The 19,541-nt window shown below is 41.2% G+C and carries 17 protein-coding genes, 1 pseudogene and 1 riboswitch; of the genes and pseudogenes, 16 read left to right on the forward strand and 2 right to left on the reverse strand.

Annotated features, from left to right (window positions below; translation table 11 throughout):
• Positions 1 to 5 precede the first annotated feature (5 nt).
• Positions 6 to 1,685 carry a PTS transporter subunit EIIC gene (locus tag HT685_RS02555; protein WP_173226203.1) on the forward strand — a complete coding sequence of 560 codons (1,680 nt, stop codon included), beginning with the start codon at positions 6 to 8 and terminating at the stop codon, positions 1,683 to 1,685.
• A 124-nt stretch (positions 1,686 to 1,809) separates the two neighbouring features.
• Here HT685_RS02555 and HT685_RS02560 read toward each other — a convergent pair whose 3' ends face one another.
• Together HT685_RS02560 and trkA are read right to left on the reverse strand one after the other, a co-directional pair.
• Complete coding sequence (locus HT685_RS02560) at positions 1,810 to 3,249, reverse strand: TrkH family potassium uptake protein (protein ID WP_173226205.1); 1,440 nt, start codon at positions 3,247 to 3,249, stop codon at positions 1,810 to 1,812.
• A 3-nt stretch (positions 3,250 to 3,252) separates the two neighbouring features.
• Positions 3,253 to 4,602 carry a Trk system potassium transporter TrkA gene (trkA, locus tag HT685_RS02565; protein WP_173226207.1) on the reverse strand — a complete coding sequence of 450 codons (1,350 nt, stop codon included), beginning with the start codon at positions 4,600 to 4,602 and terminating at the stop codon, positions 3,253 to 3,255.
• Positions 4,603 to 4,789: 187 nt separating this feature from the next.
• Between trkA and HT685_RS02570 the strand changes: the two genes are divergently transcribed.
• From HT685_RS02570 to rplM, 15 genes and pseudogenes are all read left to right on the forward strand, one after another.
• Complete coding sequence (locus HT685_RS02570) at positions 4,790 to 5,638, forward strand: S-adenosyl-l-methionine hydroxide adenosyltransferase family protein (protein WP_173226209.1); 849 nt, start codon at positions 4,790 to 4,792, stop codon at positions 5,636 to 5,638.
• Positions 5,639 to 5,656: 18 nt separating this feature from the next.
• Complete coding sequence (locus tag HT685_RS02575) at positions 5,657 to 6,205, forward strand: ECF-type riboflavin transporter substrate-binding protein (RefSeq protein ID WP_173226211.1); 549 nt, start codon at positions 5,657 to 5,659, stop codon at positions 6,203 to 6,205.
• 351 nt (positions 6,206 to 6,556) lie between these two features.
• Positions 6,557 to 8,239 carry an ABC transporter ATP-binding protein gene (locus HT685_RS02580; protein ID WP_173226213.1) on the forward strand — a complete coding sequence of 561 codons (1,683 nt, stop codon included), beginning with the start codon at positions 6,557 to 6,559 and terminating at the stop codon, positions 8,237 to 8,239.
• Positions 8,224 to 9,054 carry an energy-coupling factor transporter transmembrane component T gene (locus tag HT685_RS02585; RefSeq protein WP_173226215.1) on the forward strand — a complete coding sequence of 277 codons (831 nt, stop codon included), beginning with the start codon at positions 8,224 to 8,226 and terminating at the stop codon, positions 9,052 to 9,054. The genes HT685_RS02580 and HT685_RS02585 overlap by 16 nt, the downstream gene beginning before the upstream one ends.
• A gap of 192 nt (positions 9,055 to 9,246) precedes the next feature.
• Positions 9,247 to 9,750, forward strand: a complete 504-nt coding sequence (locus HT685_RS02590) for a tRNA (cytidine(34)-2'-O)-methyltransferase (protein ID WP_172928053.1) — start codon at positions 9,247 to 9,249, stop codon at positions 9,748 to 9,750.
• 59 nt (positions 9,751 to 9,809) lie between these two features.
• Positions 9,810 to 10,044: riboswitch (FMN riboswitch) on the forward strand.
• Positions 10,045 to 10,208: 164 nt separating this feature from the next.
• Positions 10,209 to 10,772 (forward strand): ECF transporter S component, encoded by a 564-nt coding sequence (locus HT685_RS02595; protein ID WP_000185834.1) that lies wholly within the window; start codon positions 10,209 to 10,211, stop codon positions 10,770 to 10,772.
• Positions 10,762 to 11,412: a phosphatase PAP2 family protein gene (locus tag HT685_RS02600; RefSeq protein ID WP_240148082.1), complete on the forward strand. Its 651-nt coding sequence runs from the start codon at positions 10,762 to 10,764 to the stop codon at positions 11,410 to 11,412. Before HT685_RS02595 ends, HT685_RS02600 begins: the two co-directional genes overlap by 11 nt.
• Positions 11,413 to 11,439: 27 nt before the next feature.
• A pseudogene (locus tag HT685_RS02605) lies at positions 11,440 to 11,782 on the forward strand (chromosome partitioning protein ParB).
• Between the two features lie 4 nt (positions 11,783 to 11,786).
• Entirely contained in the window at positions 11,787 to 12,236 is a 450-nt protein-coding gene (locus HT685_RS02610; RefSeq protein ID WP_173226357.1) for a GNAT family N-acetyltransferase, read from the forward strand.
• Positions 12,237 to 12,506: 270 nt separating this feature from the next.
• On the forward strand, positions 12,507 to 13,553 hold the full coding sequence (gene pheS, locus HT685_RS02615) for a phenylalanine--tRNA ligase subunit alpha (RefSeq protein ID WP_000103745.1): 1,047 nt from the start codon (positions 12,507 to 12,509) through the stop codon (positions 13,551 to 13,553).
• Complete coding sequence (locus tag HT685_RS02620) at positions 13,553 to 14,062, forward strand: GNAT family N-acetyltransferase (protein WP_173226217.1); 510 nt, start codon at positions 13,553 to 13,555, stop codon at positions 14,060 to 14,062. Before pheS ends, HT685_RS02620 begins: the two co-directional genes overlap by 1 nt.
• Positions 14,063 to 14,138: 76 nt before the next feature.
• On the forward strand, positions 14,139 to 16,544 hold the full coding sequence (pheT, locus tag HT685_RS02625; protein WP_173226219.1) for a phenylalanine--tRNA ligase subunit beta: 2,406 nt from the start codon (positions 14,139 to 14,141) through the stop codon (positions 16,542 to 16,544).
• Between the two features lie 237 nt (positions 16,545 to 16,781).
• Positions 16,782 to 17,675, forward strand: a complete 894-nt coding sequence (locus HT685_RS02630; protein WP_000895303.1) for an ABC transporter ATP-binding protein — start codon at positions 16,782 to 16,784, stop codon at positions 17,673 to 17,675.
• On the forward strand, positions 17,672 to 18,871 hold the full coding sequence (locus HT685_RS02635; protein ID WP_173226221.1) for an ABC transporter permease: 1,200 nt from the start codon (positions 17,672 to 17,674) through the stop codon (positions 18,869 to 18,871). The genes HT685_RS02630 and HT685_RS02635 overlap by 4 nt, the downstream gene beginning before the upstream one ends.
• 216 nt (positions 18,872 to 19,087) lie before the next feature.
• Positions 19,088 to 19,534: a 50S ribosomal protein L13 gene (rplM, locus tag HT685_RS02640; protein ID WP_001044624.1), complete on the forward strand. Its 447-nt coding sequence runs from the start codon at positions 19,088 to 19,090 to the stop codon at positions 19,532 to 19,534.
• The last annotated feature ends 7 nt before the right edge of the window (positions 19,535 to 19,541 follow it).

Here is a 19,541-nt window from a genome sequence, read left to right on the forward strand (position 1 = left end):
TTTTTATGGATAAGTTAGTCGCTGCCATTGAAAAGCAACAAGGGAAATTTGAAAAAATTTCTACTAATAATTATATGATGGCTATTAAAGATGGATTCATTGCTACTATGCCTTTAATTATGTTTTCAAGCTTTTTGATGATTATTATTATGATTCCTAAAAATTTCGGAGTAGAGTTACCGAGTCCAGCTATTGTCTGGATGAGGAAAGTGTATATGCTAACCATGGGAGTTTTGGGGGTTATTGTTTCAGGGACAGTTGCAAAGTCATTGGCTGGAAATGTTAATAGAAAAATGCCTCCTGGAAAGGTAATAAATGATACTTCTGTAATGTTGGCAGCCATATGTAGTTATCTGGTATTAACTGTAACGCTTGTAGTTGATGAGAAGACGGGATCTACAAGTTTGTCGACAAACTATTTAGGATCTCAAGGATTGATAACTTCGTTTGTCAGTGCCTTTATTACTGTAAATGTTTACCGATTCTGTATTAAGCGAGACATTACTATTCATTTACCTAAGGAAGTTCCTGGAGTTATATCCCAAGCTTTTAGAGATATTTTTCCTTTTTCTTTTGTTTTACTTATTAGTGGTTTGTTAGATATTGTATCTCGGTTTAGTTTAGATGTTCCTTTTGCCCAAGTATTTCAACAACTATTGACCCCTATTTTTAAGGGGGCAGAATCATATCCTGCTATGATGTTGATTTGGTTTATGTGTGCTTTGCTTTGGTTTGTTGGAATTCATGGGCCATCTATTGTCTTACCTGCTGTTACAGCTTTACAGCTGAGCAATATGGAAGAGAATGCTCAACTTCTTGCAAATGGGCAGTTCCCTTATCATTCTTTAACACCTAATTTCGGGAATTATATCGCTGCTATTGGAGGAACGGGGGCTACCTTTGTTGTACCATTTATTTTGATTTTCTTTATGCGGTCTAAACAATTAAAATCGGTAGGTAAAGCTACAATTACTCCTGTTTTATTTGCTGTAAATGAACCTCTTCTATTTGGTATGCCTGTTATTTTGAATCCCTATTTTTTTGTCCCTTTTTTGATGACTCCACCAGTGAATGTATTTCTAGGAAAGGTCTTTATTGATTTCTTTGGAATGAATGGATTTTATATCCAGTTACCTTGGGCCTTTCCTGGTCCATTGGGATTGTTAATTGGAACGAATTTTCAACCTATATCCTTTGTATTTTTATCTTTGATTTTAGTTGTCGACATATTGATTTATTTGCCATTCTGTAGAGCGTATGATAGACAGTTACTGATGAAAGAAGATGTTGCAAGCTCAAATGATATTATTTTAGAGGAGGATACAAGTGAAATAATGCCTGGTGAGTTAGATGAAATAAAAAGTAAGGAGTTGAAAGTACTGGTTCTTTGTGCAGGATCTGGAACAAGTGCGCAATTAGCCAATGCAATTAACGAGGGCGCTCAATTAGCAGAAGTTAGAGTGATTGCGAATTCAGGAGCGTACGGAGCTCACTATGATATTATGGGTATTTATGATTTGATCATTCTGGCTCCACAAGTTCGGAGTTATTATAGAGAGATGAAGGTGGATGCAGAAAGATTAGGTATTCAGATAGTTGCTACCAGAGGAATGGAATATATTCATTTAACAAAGAATCCAAGTAAAGCCTTACAATTTGTATTGGAGCATTACCAAGCTGTGTAGTAAGTTTTTCCATCTTTTATTTGAGTAAGGACTTTGCTTACAGACAGGCTTGGATTTAAAAACGTTCCCCCTTTTTAATATAAAAATCCCTCTTTCACAATTGTAAAAAGAGGGATTTTGTATTTTATCTCTTAGACCAAGTTCTCTTCATAAAGAGAAGTAGGATTGGGTAAATCTCCAAGCGGCCTGCAATCATTGCAAAGGAGAGGAGAATTTTTGAGATAGGACTAAAGATTGAGAAACTAGAAGTAGTTCCTAGAATAGGCCCGATATTATTGAAACAGCTGAAGACAGCGCTGGTCACAACCAGAAAATCATTGCTATCTAGGCTGACAATAAAGATAAGGGATAGCAAAATCATAGAATAGATGACAAAGTACTTGAGAATCTTATGCTGGGTATCTTTGTCAATTACCGTTTTATTAACATGGAGGGTCAAAACACGGTGGGGCGATAGGATTGATAAAATCTGATTTTTAGCAATTTTTGAAAGGATTAGGCCTCGGATAACCTTGAGTCCACCTGCGGTTGATCCAGCAGAGCCACCGATTCCCATGAGGAAGAGAAGGATAAACTGGGAGAAGAGGGGCCAGTTGGTAATGTCTCCGTAACCAAAACCAGTCGTTGTAATGATATTGGAAACCTGGAAGAAGGCCATTTCAAAACTCTTTGAAAATCCTGGATAGAGATAGAGGGTATTAAGGCTAATCAAGCCTGTAGAAAGCAGAACAATGACCAAGTAAGCACGAAGTTCCTCGTCACCAAAGAAGGCTTTGACGCGACGGAGCATGAGGTAGTAGTAGAGATTGAAATTTACCCCAAAAACCAGAACTCCGATACTAACCAGATAGGTAATCAGTGAGCTGCCATAGTGGGCAATCCCGTCGTTATAGACGGTAAAGCCTCCTGTACCTGCTGTCCCCATAGCAATGACAAAACTATCAAATAGGGGCATGCCAGCCAGATAATAGATGATGACAAAGAGGGAGAAGAGAGCTAGATAAAGGAGATAGAGAATCTGGGCAGTGTTTTTTAGTTTGGATACTACTTTACCAAAAACAGGGCCAGGAACCTCAGCCTTCATCACTTCTAGGTGACTATTCTTGGCATTATCCATAATAGCAAGTGCAAAAACAAGCACTCCCATCCCTCCAATCAAGTGGGTAAAACTTCGCCAGAAGAGGAGGGAACGACTGAGGACCGAAACGTCGTTCAAAATACTTGCTCCAGTAGTTGTAAAGCCAGAACTGATTTCAAAAAAGGCATCGATAACGCTGGGAATTTGCTTAGCAAAAACAAAGGGGAGACCGCCAAAGAAGGACCAAAGGATCCAACAGAGGGCAACAATCAAGACTCCCTCCTTGGCATAAATCCGTTGATTTTTGGGCTTTTGTAAAATTCCTGAACCGCCTAGTAATACGAGAATCCCTATTGTTGAAAAGAGGGCCGTAAAGACTTGGCTCGATTCACGGTAATAGAGAGCGACAGACACAGGAACCAAAAGAAGAACAGCTTCAATCAAAAGTAATTTTGAAAGGAGGTAACGAATCATACTTTTATTCATTTCTTACCTCGCGATCAAGTCATAAATCTTGGTGATGTTTGGCAACAAGGTTGTTACTAGGAGCTTGTCTCCAACTTCCAACATATCCTCCCCAGTAGGGAAAATAGTCTTGCCCTTTCGAATGATGGCTGCTATAAGAACCCCTTTTTTTAGTTTTAGTTGAGAAAGAGGTTTGGCAGTCATTTTATTAGCTTCCTTGATATGAAATTGCAGGGTTTCGATTTGGCCATTGGCTAGATGGTGCATGGCCTGAAGGTCTGAATACTGGGCATTAACCCGACCACGAATAAAGTGCATAATCGTATCTACAGCGATGCTTTTAGGTGTGATGATACTTGAAAAATCAGGCGCATTGATAATCTCGAGGAGACTGGTACGATTGACCTTGGTGATATTTTTTTGTACACCTACCCTGTCAAGGAACATAGAGGTAATCAGATTTTCCTCATCGACCCCTGTTAGAGTCGCAACGGCATCATAGTTTTGAGCACTTTCTTCCAGCAGGATATCTTTTGCGGTACCATCTCCTTGAACGATGTAGAGGTTTGGGAATTTCTCGCTAAAGAAGCTAGCGATTTCAGGATTGATTTCAATAACCTTGGTATCGATACGACTGTCTTTGAGGATACCTAGTAGATAATAGGCAATTCTACCAGCTCCAACAATAAGAAGGCTCTTCACGGCACGAGACTTGAAATAATTATGGAAGAGCATCATGTCAACACGGTTACCAGTGACAAAGATTCTATCTTTATCCTGTACAGTCATGTCACCGCTTGGGATGATAATTTGATGATCCCTCTCTATAGCGCAGACAATGACATTGCCAAATTTTTTCCGAAAATCAGAAATGGGCATTTGGCAAAGACCGCTGGAAGATTTAACAGTGAATTCCATCAAGCTGACCCGTCCACCAAAGAAACGTTCGACAGAGAGAGCATTTGGGAAGTCAATGATATTAGCAATAGCGCGGGCAGCCAAGAGCTCAGGATTAACAATAAGAGAAAAACCGAGAATATTCTTTTCTTTGAAATAAGAGTTAGAATATTCAGGATTCCGCACCCGAACGATGGTCTCTTTAGCTCCCATTTTTTTGGCTAGAACTGCTGCGATCATGTTGACTTCATCGTATTCAGTCAGGGTGATAAAGATATCACAATCTTGGACGCTGGCTTGCTCAAGAATGGCAAAATCGGCCCCGTTACCAAGGATACCAATGATATCAAAGCGACTGACAATATGATTGAGAACAGCTTCGTCTTGCTCAATCAGCAAAACATCGTGCTTTTCTGCAACCAAGGAGCGACAGAGGGCAAAACCAACTTTTCCCCCTCCGACAAGGATAATTTTCATAATAAAACCTACTTTTTCATGATGTAACTATCATACCTTTTTTCAAGAAAAAATGCACCTACTAGCTAATAACAAGAGCTTTTAGTGAAATTTTGCTATAAGGTAAAACTATACCCTAATCAATTGAAATAGCTATTAGCACCTTTCTCTGAAATATGGTATGATAAAGGGTATATGAGGAGACAAAATGAATAATAATTTACTGGTATTACAATCAGACTTTGGTCTGGTAGATGGTGCGGTATCGGCTATGATTGGAGTGGCTTTAGAAGAGTCTCCAACCTTAAAAATCCATCACTTGACGCACGATATCACGCCTTATAATATTTTTGAGGGGAGCTATCGTCTCTTTCAGACGGTGGATTACTGGCCTGAGGGAACAACTTTTGTATCTGTTGTCGATCCAGGTGTCGGTTCGAAACGTAAGAGCGTGGTTGCCAAGACTGCCAAAAATCAATACATTGTCACGCCAGACAATGGGACGCTTTCTTTTATTAAGAAACACGTTGGCATTGTAGCTATTCGTGAGATTTCTGAGGTGGCCAATAGACGGCAAAATACAGAGCATTCTTATACTTTCCACGGTCGGGATGTCTACGCCTATACTGGAGCTAAACTAGCCAGTGGTCACATTACTTTTGAGGAAGTGGGACCAGAGCTCAGTGTAGACCATATTGTAGAGCTTCCAGTCGTAGAGACCATCATTGAAGATCATCTGGTGAAGGGAGCCATTGATATTCTGGATGTGCGTTTTGGTTCGCTCTGGACCTCTATCACACGGGAAGAATTTTACAAACTGGAACCAGCATTCGGTGATCGTTTTGAAGTGACTATCTATCATGCAGATATGCTGGTCTATCAAAATCAGGTTGTCTATGGCAAATCATTTGCGGATGTGAGAATTGGGCAACCCATCCTTTACATCAACTCTCTCTATCGTTTAGGTTTAGCTATCAACCAAGGTTCTTTTGCCAAGGCCTATAATGTGGGTGTCGGTTCATCTTGGACCATTGAAATAAAGAAAATAGAAGGATAAAATAGGAGAATAAATAGTATGGAAATCAAATTTACAATTAAACAAGTTGTTGCTGTCGGAATTGGCGCTGCCCTCTTTGTCGTCATCGGGATGATCAATATTCCGACCCCTGTTCCAAATACAAGCATCCAGCTTCAGTATGCGGTACAAGCGCTACTTTCTATTATTTTTGGACCGATTATCGGTTTGCTTGTCGGGTTGATTGGTCATGCAATCAAGGACACTCTTGCTGGATATGGTCTGTGGTGGACTTGGATTATCGCTAGTGGACTTTTTGGTCTAGTTGTGGGGCTATTTAGAAAGTACGTTCGCGTGATCAATGGTGTCTTTGACTGGAAAGATATTCTTATTTTTAACCTCATTCAACTACTTGCAAATGCCCTTGTTTGGGGTGTCTTGGCACCACTTGGAGATGTTGTGATTTATCAAGAAGCGGCAGAAAAAGTATTTGCTCAAGGGATTGTTGCGGGAATTGCTAATGGTGTATCTGTAGCTATTGCAGGAACTCTTCTCTTGCTTGCCTATGCAGGAACTCAAACTCGTGCAGGAAGTTTGAAAAAGGACTAAAATGATGGGGAAGGCTGGGCAACCTACGGCTAGCTTCCTGGTTTGCTCTTTGATTTTCATTGAGTATAAAATGATGGGGAAGGCTGGGCAACCAGTCTTTTTCGATGTTTATAGATTAGTGAGGCAAGTAAGCTAGGATAAGAATCTTTTGGGCGCTAAGATTTTAGGAGAAGAGACTGCAAGAAGGGCTTGATTTATGATAAAATAGAAGTCTAATACTCTGCGAAAATCTCTTCAAACCGCGTCAGCTATATCTGCAACCTCAAAACAGTGTTTTGAGCAACTTACGGCTAGCTTCCTGGTTTGCTCTTTGATTTTCATTGAGTAGAAGAAGCGAATGAAGAGAGTAAGATGAAAGAAGCTATAATTGAGTGGAAGGATTTCTCTTTCCGGTATGAAACACAACAAGAACCGACCTTGCAAGGGGTGGACTTGACCATTTACAAGGGAGAGAAAGTCTTAATTGTTGGGCCATCTGGGTCAGGTAAATCTACCTTGGGTCAGTGTTTGAATGGGATTATTCCCAATATTTACAAGGGTCAGATGTCTGGAGAATTTTTGATCAAGGGGCAAGCGGCCTTTGATATGAGTATCTATGACAAATCTCATCTGGTTAGCACAGTTTTACAGGATACAGATGGGCAGTTTATCGGTCTGTCTGTGGCAGAAGATTTGGCTTTTGCTCTGGAAAATGATGTGACAGCCCTAGATGAGATGAAAAATCGTGTTTATAAATGGGCTGAAAAGCTGGACCTTCTCCCTTTACTGTCTCAGCGTCCCCAGGATTTGTCAGGTGGACAAAAACAGCGAGTCAGTCTGGCTGGTGTCTTGATTGATGAGAGTCCGATTCTCTTGTTTGATGAGCCACTCGCCAATCTTGATCCCAAGTCAGGTCAGGATATTATCGAATTGATTGACCAGATTCATAAGGAAGAGGGGACGACGACCCTTATTATTGAGCACCGTTTGGAGGACGTTCTGCATCGTCCTGTGGATCGGATTGTCTTGATAAATGATGGCCGTATCCTCTTTAATGGGAGTCCTGATCAGTTATTGGCGACTGATCTGTTGACCCAAAATGGAATTCGCGAACCCCTTTATCTAACCACTCTCCGTCAATTGGGTGTGGATTTAAAGAAGGAAGAACAATTAGCGAATCTGGATAACATGTCTATCTCAAAAGGTCAGGTTCAGTTGCAGACGGAACTGGTAAAAGAAACCCCAGAATTGCAGTCACTCTTTAAATTAGAGGATCTGTCTTTTTCTTATGATGATAGACCGATTTTAAAATCCCTACATTTAGATATTAAAAAGGGTGAAAAGATTGCCATTGTCGGGAAAAATGGGGCTGGGAAGTCAACCCTAGCCAAGGCCATAAGTAGCTTTATCCAGACGGAAGGTCGCTATCTGTGGGAAGGGCAGGATATAAAAGGAGATTCTGTTGCAGAACGGGCGGAACGAGTAGGCTATGTGCTGCAAAATCCCAATCAAATGATTTCAACTAATATGATTTTTGATGAGGTGGCTCTGGGACTTCGTTTGCGAGGTGTGGACGAGCAGGAAATTGAAACGAGAGTCTATGAAACTTTGAAAATCTGTGGGCTTTATGAATTCCGTAATTGGCCCATTTCTGCCCTGTCATTTGGTCAGAAAAAACGTGTCACTATTGCCTCGATTCTGGTTTTAGGAGCTGAAATTATCCTCTTAGATGAACCGACTGCAGGCCAAGACCAGAAGAACTATACTGAGATTATGGAATTTCTCGAAGAACTGCATCAAAAAGGTCATACCATTGTCATGATTACGCATGATATGCAATTGATGCTGGATTATTCAGATCGGGCTCTTGTCATGGTGGATGGGGAATTGATTGCCGATACTGATCCAGCTAGTCTCTTGAGCAATCCTGAGCTGTTAGTAAAAGCCAATCTAAAAGAAACTTCTATCTTCAACTTGGCAAAGAAACTCGACGTGGATCCACTTGCTTTAACGGCATTTTACAAAGAAAGGAGAGAAGGATGCAAGCTAAATTAATTGGTTACCAGCATAGAGATACTGTGATTCATCGCTTGTCAGGAGCTGCTAAACTCCTCTTTTTCATTCTCGTATCATTGGCGGCCATGATTAGCTATGATACCAGACTGCTTGTTTTGATTGCTATCTTTTCGGTTTTTCTCCTCTATTTGTCAGAAATCCGCTTTAAAGATGTTTCCTTTGTAGCCGTTTTTGCGACGGTATTTGCCGTTTTAAACGTCTTGATGGTCTATCTCTTTTCTCCTGAGTATGGGGTTGGACTTTACGGAGAGAGAAGTGTGATTTGGCAGGGAATCGGTGCCTACACTCTAACCAGCCAGGAGCTCTTTTATCTGCTAAATTTGGCTATTAAGTACCTTTGCACTATTCCTCTGGCTATTATCTTTTTGATGACAACCCACCCTAGTCAGTTTGCTTCCAGTTTAAATCAAATTGGTGTGCCTTACAAGATTGCCTATTCAGTCAGCCTGACCTTGCGCTATATTCCAGATTTGCAGGAAGAATTCTTTACTATCAAGATGTCTCAGGAAGCGCGTGGGATGGAATTATCCAAGAAAGCTTCTCTTATGCAACGAATCAAAGGTAATTTGCGCATTATTACTCCCTTGATTTTCAGTTCGCTAGAACGGATTGATACCATCGCGACAGCCATGGAGCTTCGCCGTTTTGGGAAAGAGAAAAAACGCACTTGGTATAGTTATCAGTCCTTGAAAAAAGGAGACTATCTTACCTTGCTCTTGGCAGCCTTGTTTTTAGTAACTAGTTTATTACTTATCTTGCAGAATCAGGGACGATTTTACAATCCTTGGAAATAGCTTGAAAAAATTGAAAAAATCAAGTCGTTTCTATTGACAATGATTCTGAAAGTGTTATACTAAGAAAGTAGTTTCGCTGATTTACTTCAAACCTGTTGTGAGGTAAGTTAACGATGCCTTAACCACGCTGTTTGCTGAGCTTGACTCCGGGCAGTGTGGCTATTTTTTTGCAATGGTGAAAGGAAGCAAGTCATGACAAATCACATTGTATTATTTGAACCACAAATTCCACAAAATACAGGCAATATTGCGCGTACGTGCGCTGCGACCAATTCTCCCCTCCACATCATCAAGCCAATGGGCTTTCCTATTGATGACCGCAAGATGAAGCGAGCTGGGTTGGATTATTGGGATAAGCTAGAGATTTATTTTTACGACAGTTTAGAAGATTTCATGTCTCAGATGAAGGGTAAACTTTATCTGATTTCGAAATTCGCGGAAAAAGTCTATTCTGAGGTGGATTTATCGACTGATGAAGACTATTATTTTCTCTTTGGACGTGAAGACAAGGGCTTGCCGGAGGACTTTATGCGAGAACATCCTGAGAAAGCTCTCCGTATTCCCATGAATGATGAACATGTCCGCAGTCTCAATGTGTCGAATACTGTCTGCATGATTGTCTACGAAGCCCTCCGCCAGCAGAACTTTGCAGGTCTTGAGCTTGTTCATACCTATGAAGTGGATAAATTGAAATAAAAAATGAAAATGAAAATGAACAAAATGCTTGCGCTTGCAAGCGTTTTTTGTTATGATAAAAGAGTCTTCAGGGCAGGGTGTGATTCCCGACCGGCGGTGACTTTAACTAGGAAATGATCTTTTCCTTTTATACTTTGTTGACAAGCTTTGCCTAACCAGAAGTTATGCCTACAGCTTGTCGCCTAGTCTAAAAGAAAAATCTCTATTTCCTTCTCTTTAAAGAAGTCCGCGAGCGCAAGCTGATGTGGTGAGATTCCACAACCGACAGTATAGTCTGGATGGGAGAAGACGAAAGAATAGCTTTGTCTGTTCTGATAGATTTATAGCTAAACTGTAACCGCTTGCTTTTGTTTTCTTTAATAGAGTGAGAGGGAACTTTTGGGATATAAAAAGTGAGAATAGATAGAGGGATCCTTTCTAACTTCTTCTGATTTTATAGAAAATTGGAGGAACCTGTTATGACAAACACACGTCGACTTTCGACCATTGCAATCTTATCAGCCATCTCATTTGTGCTGATGTACTTTGACTTTCCGCTTTTGCCAGCGGCGTCCTTCCTCAAGATCGAATTTAGTATCTTGCCAGTCCTTGTGGGTCTGGTGGTCATGGATTTGCCTGCTGCTCTAGGAGTTCTCTTGCTTCGCTCACTCTTGAAATTGCTTCTTAACAGCCAGGGAGTGAATACTTACATTGGTTTACCAATGAATATCGTAGCTTTGGGAGTTTTTGTCATCGTATTTGCTTTGATTTGGAAAAAGGAACGGACAACCCTTCGTTTCCTACTAGGCTCTCTAGCTGGGACTATTGGTTTAACTGTGGCAATGTTGGTTCTCAACTATGTTTATGCTGTTCCTTTGTACGCTAAGTTTGCTAACTTTGATATTGGAAAAATTTTGGGACTTTCCAACTACCTAATGACCATGGTATTACCTTTTAACTTGATTGAGGGTGTAATCTTTTCCGTTTCATTCTGGTTGTTGTACGTCCTTTTGAAACCAACCTTAAAACATTATGAAAGATAAACAAACATTTTTAATGAAGGGCAGTTTTGCCCTTTTACTTTTCGTTATTCTTGGCTACATGGTCAAATTTTACCCTGAAACGCTAGTCGGTTTTGACCAACCGATACAGACTGCTGTTCGAGGAGATTTACCAGTTTATTTGACTATTCTCTTCCGAGCCATTACACGCCTGATTGATATCCCAGTGATTATCACTTGGGTTGTCATTACAGCTTTTATCTTTTATCGTAAGAGATGGAAGATAGAAAGTTTCTTCATGCTGGGAAATCTGTCTTTGGCAGGTCTTTTAATCGTGACCTTTAAAAATATCTACCAGCGCCCACGGCCAGATATCTTACACTTGGTAGAGGAGAAGGGATTTTCTTTTCCAAGTGGGCATTCTCTGGCTGTAACCTTGATGGTCGGCACTCTGATTGTCATCCTCAGTCAACGGATGAAAGATCCAGTCTGGAGAAAAATCGTGCAAATCGTGCTAGGTCTCTACCTAGTCAGTGTGCTGGTATCGAGGGTCTATCTGGGAGTTCATTACCCATCAGATGTCCTTGCCAGTCTCTGTGTCGGCTTGGGAGTCCTGTTTATAGAGTTTCCCTTCTATGACAAGCTCCGCTTCCAATGGCGATTTAAAGGTAAGCAGAAGTGAATATCAAATTCCTTTGAGGAGAAAGAAATGAAAGTCAATATAGCAGATCTTCATCCGACTCAACTATACTTATCAGAAAAGAAACTGCTTGTTGATTACAGATGGGCATCACAGGGCTTATCAGACTTTATTGGCAGGTAGGGATACGATTTCTGCTGAGTGGGATAGAGATGGTGGTGATGAACTATATCATCTCTATGCGCAAGCCTGCGAAGAAAGAAAAATTTACTCTGTTCTGGATTTAAAAAATCATATCTTAGCTAAAAATGAGTATGAAGCAAAATGGTATAACTGGTGTGATGGTTTTAATCAAGCAGCAACTCTTTTGTTGAAAAGGAAAGCAGATGAAACGGATTTTACAAATAGATAATGCACTGCGTCTTGTTCCTTATTATAAGGTCAATCATTGTGAAGAAGCTTTTGCTTGGTATCAGGATGTGAACTTGGTTCACCTCGTAGATGGTGTGAAGAGACCTTATAGTCAAGAAACTTTGGAAGCTATGTATTCCCATTTGGATCAGCATGGTGAACTTTTTTGGATTGAAGTCAAGGAGAAGGGGGAATGGTTTCCAATTGGGGATGTTACACTATCTCAGGATAATCTCCCCATTGTGATTGGGAATTCCGATTACCAACATCGAGGACTTGGAAAAAAGATTCTAAGTGCTTTGATTGAATTGGCTCGAGTAAAAGGATGGAAAGAATTGAGAGTCAAGGAAATCTACACCTACAATCATGCTTCTAGGAGGTGTTTCAAGTCGCTTGGATTTGTGGAAAATGGAGCAACAGAAAAAGGAATGAGTTTTATATTGAAATTAGTCTAATCTAACTTGTTTTTTAACTAAAAATCTGATAAACTATGTAGTAATTGAATAGAAATCTGCAAGACTAGTAACTCAAGGGAAGTATATCAGGGAGGAGAGCCGTGACTGCAAGCTCTCTATATGAAAGCTGGGTGAATTCACTTGCGCATGGATTTAGAAATGAAGGTCTGACTTGTCAGATGAAAACGGATGGTACCGCGTGTCAACGCTCCGAGTGGAGTTTTTGGCATGTGGTTTTCTTTTTATCTACGAGCGACTGATGGAGGAATTATGTCAACTATTGAAGAACAATTAAAAGCGCTTCGCGAAGAAACGCTGGCTAGCTTGAAGCAGATTACTGCTGAAAATGAAAAAGAGATGCAAGAATTGCGTGTCTCAGTCCTTGGTAAAAAAGGTTCGCTCACTGAAATCCTCAAAGGGATGAAAGATGTCTCTGCTGAGATGCGTCCAATTATTGGGAAACACGTCAATGAAGCTCGTGATGTCTTGACAGCTGCTTTTGAAGAAACAGCTAAACTATTGGAAGAAAAGAAAGTCGCGGCTCAACTGGCTAGCGAGAGTATCGATGTGACACTTCCAGGTCGTCCAGTTGCGACTGGTCACCGTCATGTTTTGACACAAACCAGTGAGGAAATCGAAGATATTTTCATTGGGATGGGTTACCAAGTCGTGGATGGTTTTGAAGTGGAGCAAGACTACTATAACTTTGAACGTATGAACCTTCCCAAAGACCACCCAGCCCGTGATATGCAGGACACATTCTATATCACAGAAGAAATCTTACTCCGTACTCACACGTCTCCAGTTCAAGCGCGTGCTATGGATGCCCATGATTTTTCAAAAGGTCCTTTGAAGATGATCTCGCCAGGGCGTGTCTTCCGTCGTGATACGGACGATGCGACCCACAGTCACCAGTTCCACCAAATTGAAGGCTTGGTTGTTGGGAAAAACATCTCTATGGCTGACCTTCAAGGAACCCTTCAGTTGATTGTCCAAAAAATGTTCGGTGAAGAGCGTCAAATTCGTTTGCGTCCATCTTACTTCCCATTCACAGAGCCATCTGTTGAGGTGGATGTTTCTTGCTTCAAGTGTGGTGGAGAAGGCTGTAACGTATGTAAGAAAACTGGTTGGATCGAAATTATGGGGGCCGGTATGGTTCACCCACGTGTCCTTGAAATGAGTGGCATCGATGCGACTGTTTACTCTGGCTTTGCCTTTGGTCTTGGACAAGAGCGTGTAGCTATGCTCCGTTATGGAATCAACGATATCCGTGGATTCTACCAAGGAGATGTCCGCTTCTCAGAACAGTTTAAATAATGATTAGAAAAGTAGAAATGGCAGATGTTGAGGTGTTGTCCAAAATTGCCAAACAAACCTTTCATGAAACATTTGCTCATGATAATACGGAAGAGCAGTTACAGGAATACTTTGAAGAGGCTTATAGTCTGAGAACTTTGTCAACTGAGTTGGAAAATCCTGACTCCGAAACCTATTTCATTATGCATGAAGATGAGATAGCTGGTTTTCTCAAAGTCAACTGGGGAAGTGCTCAGACTGAGAGAGAATTAGAGGATGCTTTTGAAATTCAACGCCTCTATGTGCTACAAAAATTCCAAGGATTTGGACTAGGTAAGCAACTGTTTGAATTCGCTCTTGAACTTGCTACAAAAAATAGTTTTTCCTGGGTTTGGTTAGGTGTTTGGGAGCATAATACAAAAGCTCAAGCGTTTTATAATCGATATGGTTTTGAAAAATTTAGCCAACATCATTTTATGGTTGGTCAAAAAGTAGACACGGATTGGTTACTGAGAAAGAAATTAAGGTAAGAAGATGATTCTTCTATTGAAATGATAGGAAAGGAAAAGAACTAGAGTGGCAACTGTCATTCTGGAGAACTAAATTATGCTTGTATCTTATAAATGGTTAAAAGAATTGGTGGACATTGATGTGCCATCACAAGAGTTGGCTGAAAAAATGTCAACTACAGGGATCGAGGTCGAAGGTGTCGAATCACCTGCTGCTGGTCTCTCAAAAATTGTCGTAGGTGAGGTCTTGTCTTGCGAAGATGTGCCAGAAACTCACCTCCATGTTTGTCAGGTTAACGTTGGCGAAGAAGAAGCCCGTCAAATCGTCTGTGGTGCCCCAAATGTGCGTGCTGGTATCAAGGTTATGGTGGCTCTTCCAGGAGCTCGCATCGCTGACAACTACAAAATCAAAAAAGGGAAAATCCGCGGTCTTGAGTCACTTGGGATGATCTGTTCACTTGGTGAATTGGGAATTTCTGACTCAGTTGTGCCTAAGGAATTCGCAGATGGCATCCAAATCTTGCCAGAAAATGCCGTTCCAGGTGAGGAAGTCTTCTCATATCTAGACTTGGATGATGAAATCATCGAACTTTCAATTACACCTAACCGTGCAGATGCCCTTTCTATGCGTGGGGTGGCTCACGAAGTGGCAGCCATCTATGACAAGGCAGTCAACTTTAAAGAATTTACTCTTTCAGAAACTGACCAAGCTGCAGCAGATGCTCTTTCTGTCAGCATTGAGACAGACAAGGCGCCTTACTATGCCGCTCGTATCTTGGACAATGTGACTATCGCACCAAGTCCACAATGGTTGCAAAATCTTCTTATGAATGAAGGTATCCGTCCAATCAATAACGTAGTGGACGTGACCAACTATATCCTGCTCTACTTTGGTCAACCTATGCATGCTTTTGACTTGGACACCTTTGAAGGGACTGACATCCGTGTGCGTGAAGCGCGTGCTGGTGAAAAATTGGTGACTTTAGATGGTGAAGAACGTGACTTAGACGTGAATGACTTAGTTATAACTGTCGCAGACAAGCCAGTAGCCCTTGCAGGCGTCATGGGCAGTCAAGCAACAGAAATCTCTGAGAAATCTAGTCGTGTCGTCCTTGAAGCTGCAGTCTTCAACGGAAAATCTATCCGCAAGACCAGTGGTCGCCTGAATCTTCGTTCTGAGTCATCTTCTCGCTTTGAAAAAGGCATTAATGTGGCAACTGTTAACGAAGCCCTTGATGCGGCGGCTAGCATGATTGCAGAACTTGCAGGTGCGACGGTGCGCAAAGGCATCGTTTCAGCAGGTGAACTTGATACTTCTGATGTGGAAGTTTCTTCAACCCTTGCTGATGTTAACCGTGTCCTTGGTACAGAACTTTCTTACGCGGATGTAGAAGACGTCTTCCGTCGTCTTGGATTTGGCCTTTCTGGAAATGCAGACAGCTTTACAGTCAGCGTTCCACGTCGTCGCTGGGATATCACTATCGAAGCAGACCTCTTTGAAGAAATCGCTCGTATCTATGGATATGATCGCTTGCCAACCAGTCTTCCAAAAGATGACGGTACAGCTGGTGAATTGACAGCCACACAAAAACTCCGCCGTCAAGTTCGTACTATTGCTGAAGGGGCAGGTTTGACAGAAATCATCACCTACGCTTTGACAACTCCTGAAAAAGCAGTTGAGTTTACGGCTCAACCAAGTAACCTTACTGAACTCATGTGGCCAATGACCGTGGATCGTTCAGTCCTCCGTCAAAATATGATTTCTGGTATCCTAGATACAGTTGCTTACAATGTGGCTCGTAAGAACAAAAACTTGTCTCTTTACGAGATTGGAAAAGTCTTTGAACAAACAGGCAATCCAAAAGAAGAACTTCCAAATGAGATTAATAGCTTTGCCTTTGCTTTGACAGGATTGGTTGCTGAAAAAGATTTCCAAACAGCAGCAGTTCCAGTTGATTTCTTCTATGCTAAGGGAATCCTTGAAGCGCTCTTTACTCGTTTGGGACTTGCAGTGACTTATACAGCAACATCTGAAATCGCTAGCCTTCATCCAGGTCGTACAGCTATGATTTCACTCGGTGACCAAGTTCTTGGTTTCCTTGGCCAAGTGCATCCAGTCACTGCCAAGGCTTACGATATTCCAGAAACTTATGTAGCAGAGCTCAACCTTTCAGCCATCGAAGCAGAGCTTCAGCCAGCTGCTCCATTTGTGGAAATCACGAAATTCCCAGCAGTTAGCCGTGACGTTGCCCTTCTCCTCAAGGCAGAAGTGACTCACCAAGAAGTTGTGGATGCTATCCAAGCTGCCGGTGTGAAACGTTTGACAGATATCAAACTCTTTGACGTCTTCTCAGGCGAAAAATTGGGACTTGGTATGAAGTCAATGGCCTATAGCTTGACCTTCCAAAATCCAGAAGATAGCTTAACGGACGAAGCAGTCGCACGCTATATGGAAAAAATCCAAGCGTCTCTCGAAGAAAAAGTCAATGCAGAAGTGCGTTAAAATATCAATCCATCCTCCGGGGTGGATTTTTTCTTTTCAAATAACAATTCAGGATCAAAAATAGACAGTTGAGGAGCAGAGTGGATAAATTAAGTTTACTACTGTATAATGGATTTATCACTAAAAACGCTCCATGCCATATTTTACATAGCATTAGTCTTCTAAAAATGGACAGAAATCATTGTAAAGGCTATCAAAAAGGAGTATAATGAGTGCAAGACATTTCGGAGGTTAAAGATGCTCGAAGTAAGAAGTCTAGAGAAAAGTTTTGGATCCAAGCAAGTTTTGTTTGGTATTGACTTTCAAGCGCGACCAGGTCGTATTTTGGGATTAGTCGGAAAAAATGGTGCTGGGAAAACAACGATTTTCCACAGTATTTTGAAGTTTTTAGAATATCAAGGAGAAATCAGTCTGGATGGTCAGGATATCCGTCAGGAGACCTACGCTCGGATTGGCTATCTGCCTGAAGAACGCAGTCTCATGCCTAAATTGACAGTCCTTGAACAAGTTCGTTACTTGGCGACTCTAAAGGGCATGGATGCCAAGGAAGTTAAGGAAAAACTTCCTCAATGGATGAAGAGGTTGGAAGTGAAAGGGAAGCTGACAGATAAAATCAAGAGTCTGTCAAAAGGAAATCAGCAGAAGATTCAGCTCATCATTACTCTGATTCATGAACCAGACTTGATTATCTTGGATGAGCCTTTCAGTGGATTGGACCCAGTCAATACAGAATTGCTCAAACAAGTCATTTTTCAAGAAAAAGAACGTGGGGCAACCATTATCTTTTCTGACCATGTCATGACCAACGTCGAGGAGCTTTGTGACGATATTCTCATGATTCGAGATGGCCGTGTGGTCTTGCATGGACCAGTTCAGGATGTCCGCAATCAATACGGGAAAACACGTCTCTTTGTTTCAAGTGAACGAAGCAAGGAAGAATTGGAAAACCTTCCTCATGTTAAACAGGTGAGCTTGACCAAACAAGGCAGTTGGAAATTGATTTTGGAGGATGAGAGCGCTGGAAGGGAACTCTTCCCAATCTTGACTCAGGGGCAATATATCGCAACCTTTGACCAGCAAGCGCCAACAATCGATGAAATCTTTAAACTAGAATCAGGGGTGGAAGTATGAGAAATATGTGGGTTGTAATGAAGGAAACCTATCTTCGACATGTCAAATCGTGGAGTTTCTTCTTTATGGTGATTTCACCATTCTTGTTTATCGGTCTCTCTGGAGGAATTGGCTATCTCCAAGGCTCTTCAATGGCTAAAAATGATAAAGTGGCAGTAGTGACAACAGTGCCGTCTGTAGCAGAAGGACTGAAGAATGTAAATGGTGTTAACTTTGACTATAAAGACGAAGCAAGTGCCAAAGAAGCGATTAAAGATGAAAAATTAAAAGGCTATCTGACTATTGATCAAGAAGATAGTGTCTTGAAGGCAGTTTATCATGGCGAGACATCGCTTGAAAATGGAATTAAATTTGCAGTTACAGGTACACTCAATGAACTGCAAAATCAGCTTAATCGTTCAACGGCCTCCTTGTCTCAAGAGCAGGAAAAACGCTTAGCGCAGACAATTCAATTCACAGAAAAGATTGATGAAGCCAAGGAAAATAAAAAGTTTATTCAAACAATGGCAGCAGGAGCCTTAGGATTCTTTCTTTATATGATTCTGATTACCTATGCGGGTGTAACGGCTCAGGAAGTTGCCAGTGAAAAAGGCACCAAAATTATGGAAGTCGTCTTTTCTAGCATAAGGGCTAGTCACTATTTCTATGCGCGGATGATGGCTCTGTTTCTGGTAATTTTAACGCATATTGGGATTTATGTTGTAGGTGGACTTGCTGCCATTCTTCTCTTTAAAGACCTACCAATCTTGGCACAGTCTGGTATTTTGAATCACTTGGGAGATGCATTCTCATTGAATACATTGCTCTTTATTTTGGTCAGTCTCTTTATGTATGTCGTCTTGGCAGCCTTTCTAGGTTCTATGGTTTCTCGTCCTGAGGATTCAGGAAAAGCCTTGTCGCCTTTGATGATTTTGATTATGGGTGGTTTTTTTGGAGTGACAGCTTTAGGTGCAGCTGGTGACAATCTCATCTTGAAAATTGGTTCTTATATTCCCTTTATTTCGACCTTCTTCATGCCATTTAGAACCATTAATGGCTATGCAGGGGGAGCAGAAGCGTGGATTTCACTTGCTATTACAGTGATTTTTGCAGTGGTGGCAACAGGATTTATCGGACGCATGTATGCTAGCCTAGTCCTTCAAACGGATGATTTAGGGATTTGGAAAACATTTAAACGTGCCTTAGCTTATAAATAGAAGAGCCTCGCGAAAGCGAGGTTTTTTAGAGATAAAAAGAGTGGAATTTTAGAAAAATATTTTTCATATCTATTGACTTTTAGGGGTGAAATTTGGTATTATAGTAGGCGGTATTGTTTACCCCATTTGAAAGGCCCCGGAACCTTCCAAATACTTTTCGATGGGAAGGAACACCCATCACCGTAAACAAAAATCGAACTATATATAGGAGAAATCATGAACAAAACAACATTTATGGCTAAACCAGGCCAAGTTGAACGTAAATGGTACGTAGTTGACGCAACTGATGTACCACTTGGACGTCTTTCTGCAGTAGTTGCTAGCGTACTTCGCGGAAAAAACAAACCAACATTTACACCACACACTGATACAGGTGACTTTGTGATTGTTATCAATGCTGAAAAGGTTAAATTGACTGGTAAAAAAGCAACTGATAAAATCTACTACACTCACTCAAACCACCCAGGTGGATTGAAACAAATCTCTGCAGGTGAACTTCGTTCTAAAAATGCAGTACGTTTGATCGAGAAATCAGTTAAAGGTATGCTTCCACACAATACTCTTGGACGCGCTCAAGGTATGAAGTTGAAAGTATTTGTTGGAGCTGAGCACACTCACGCTGCACAACAACCAGAAGTTCTTGATATTTCAGGACTTATCTAAGGAAAGG

Source organism: Streptococcus sp. 5004, from assembly GCF_013276755.1.
Taxonomy (GTDB): Bacteria; Bacillota; Bacilli; order Lactobacillales; family Streptococcaceae; genus Streptococcus.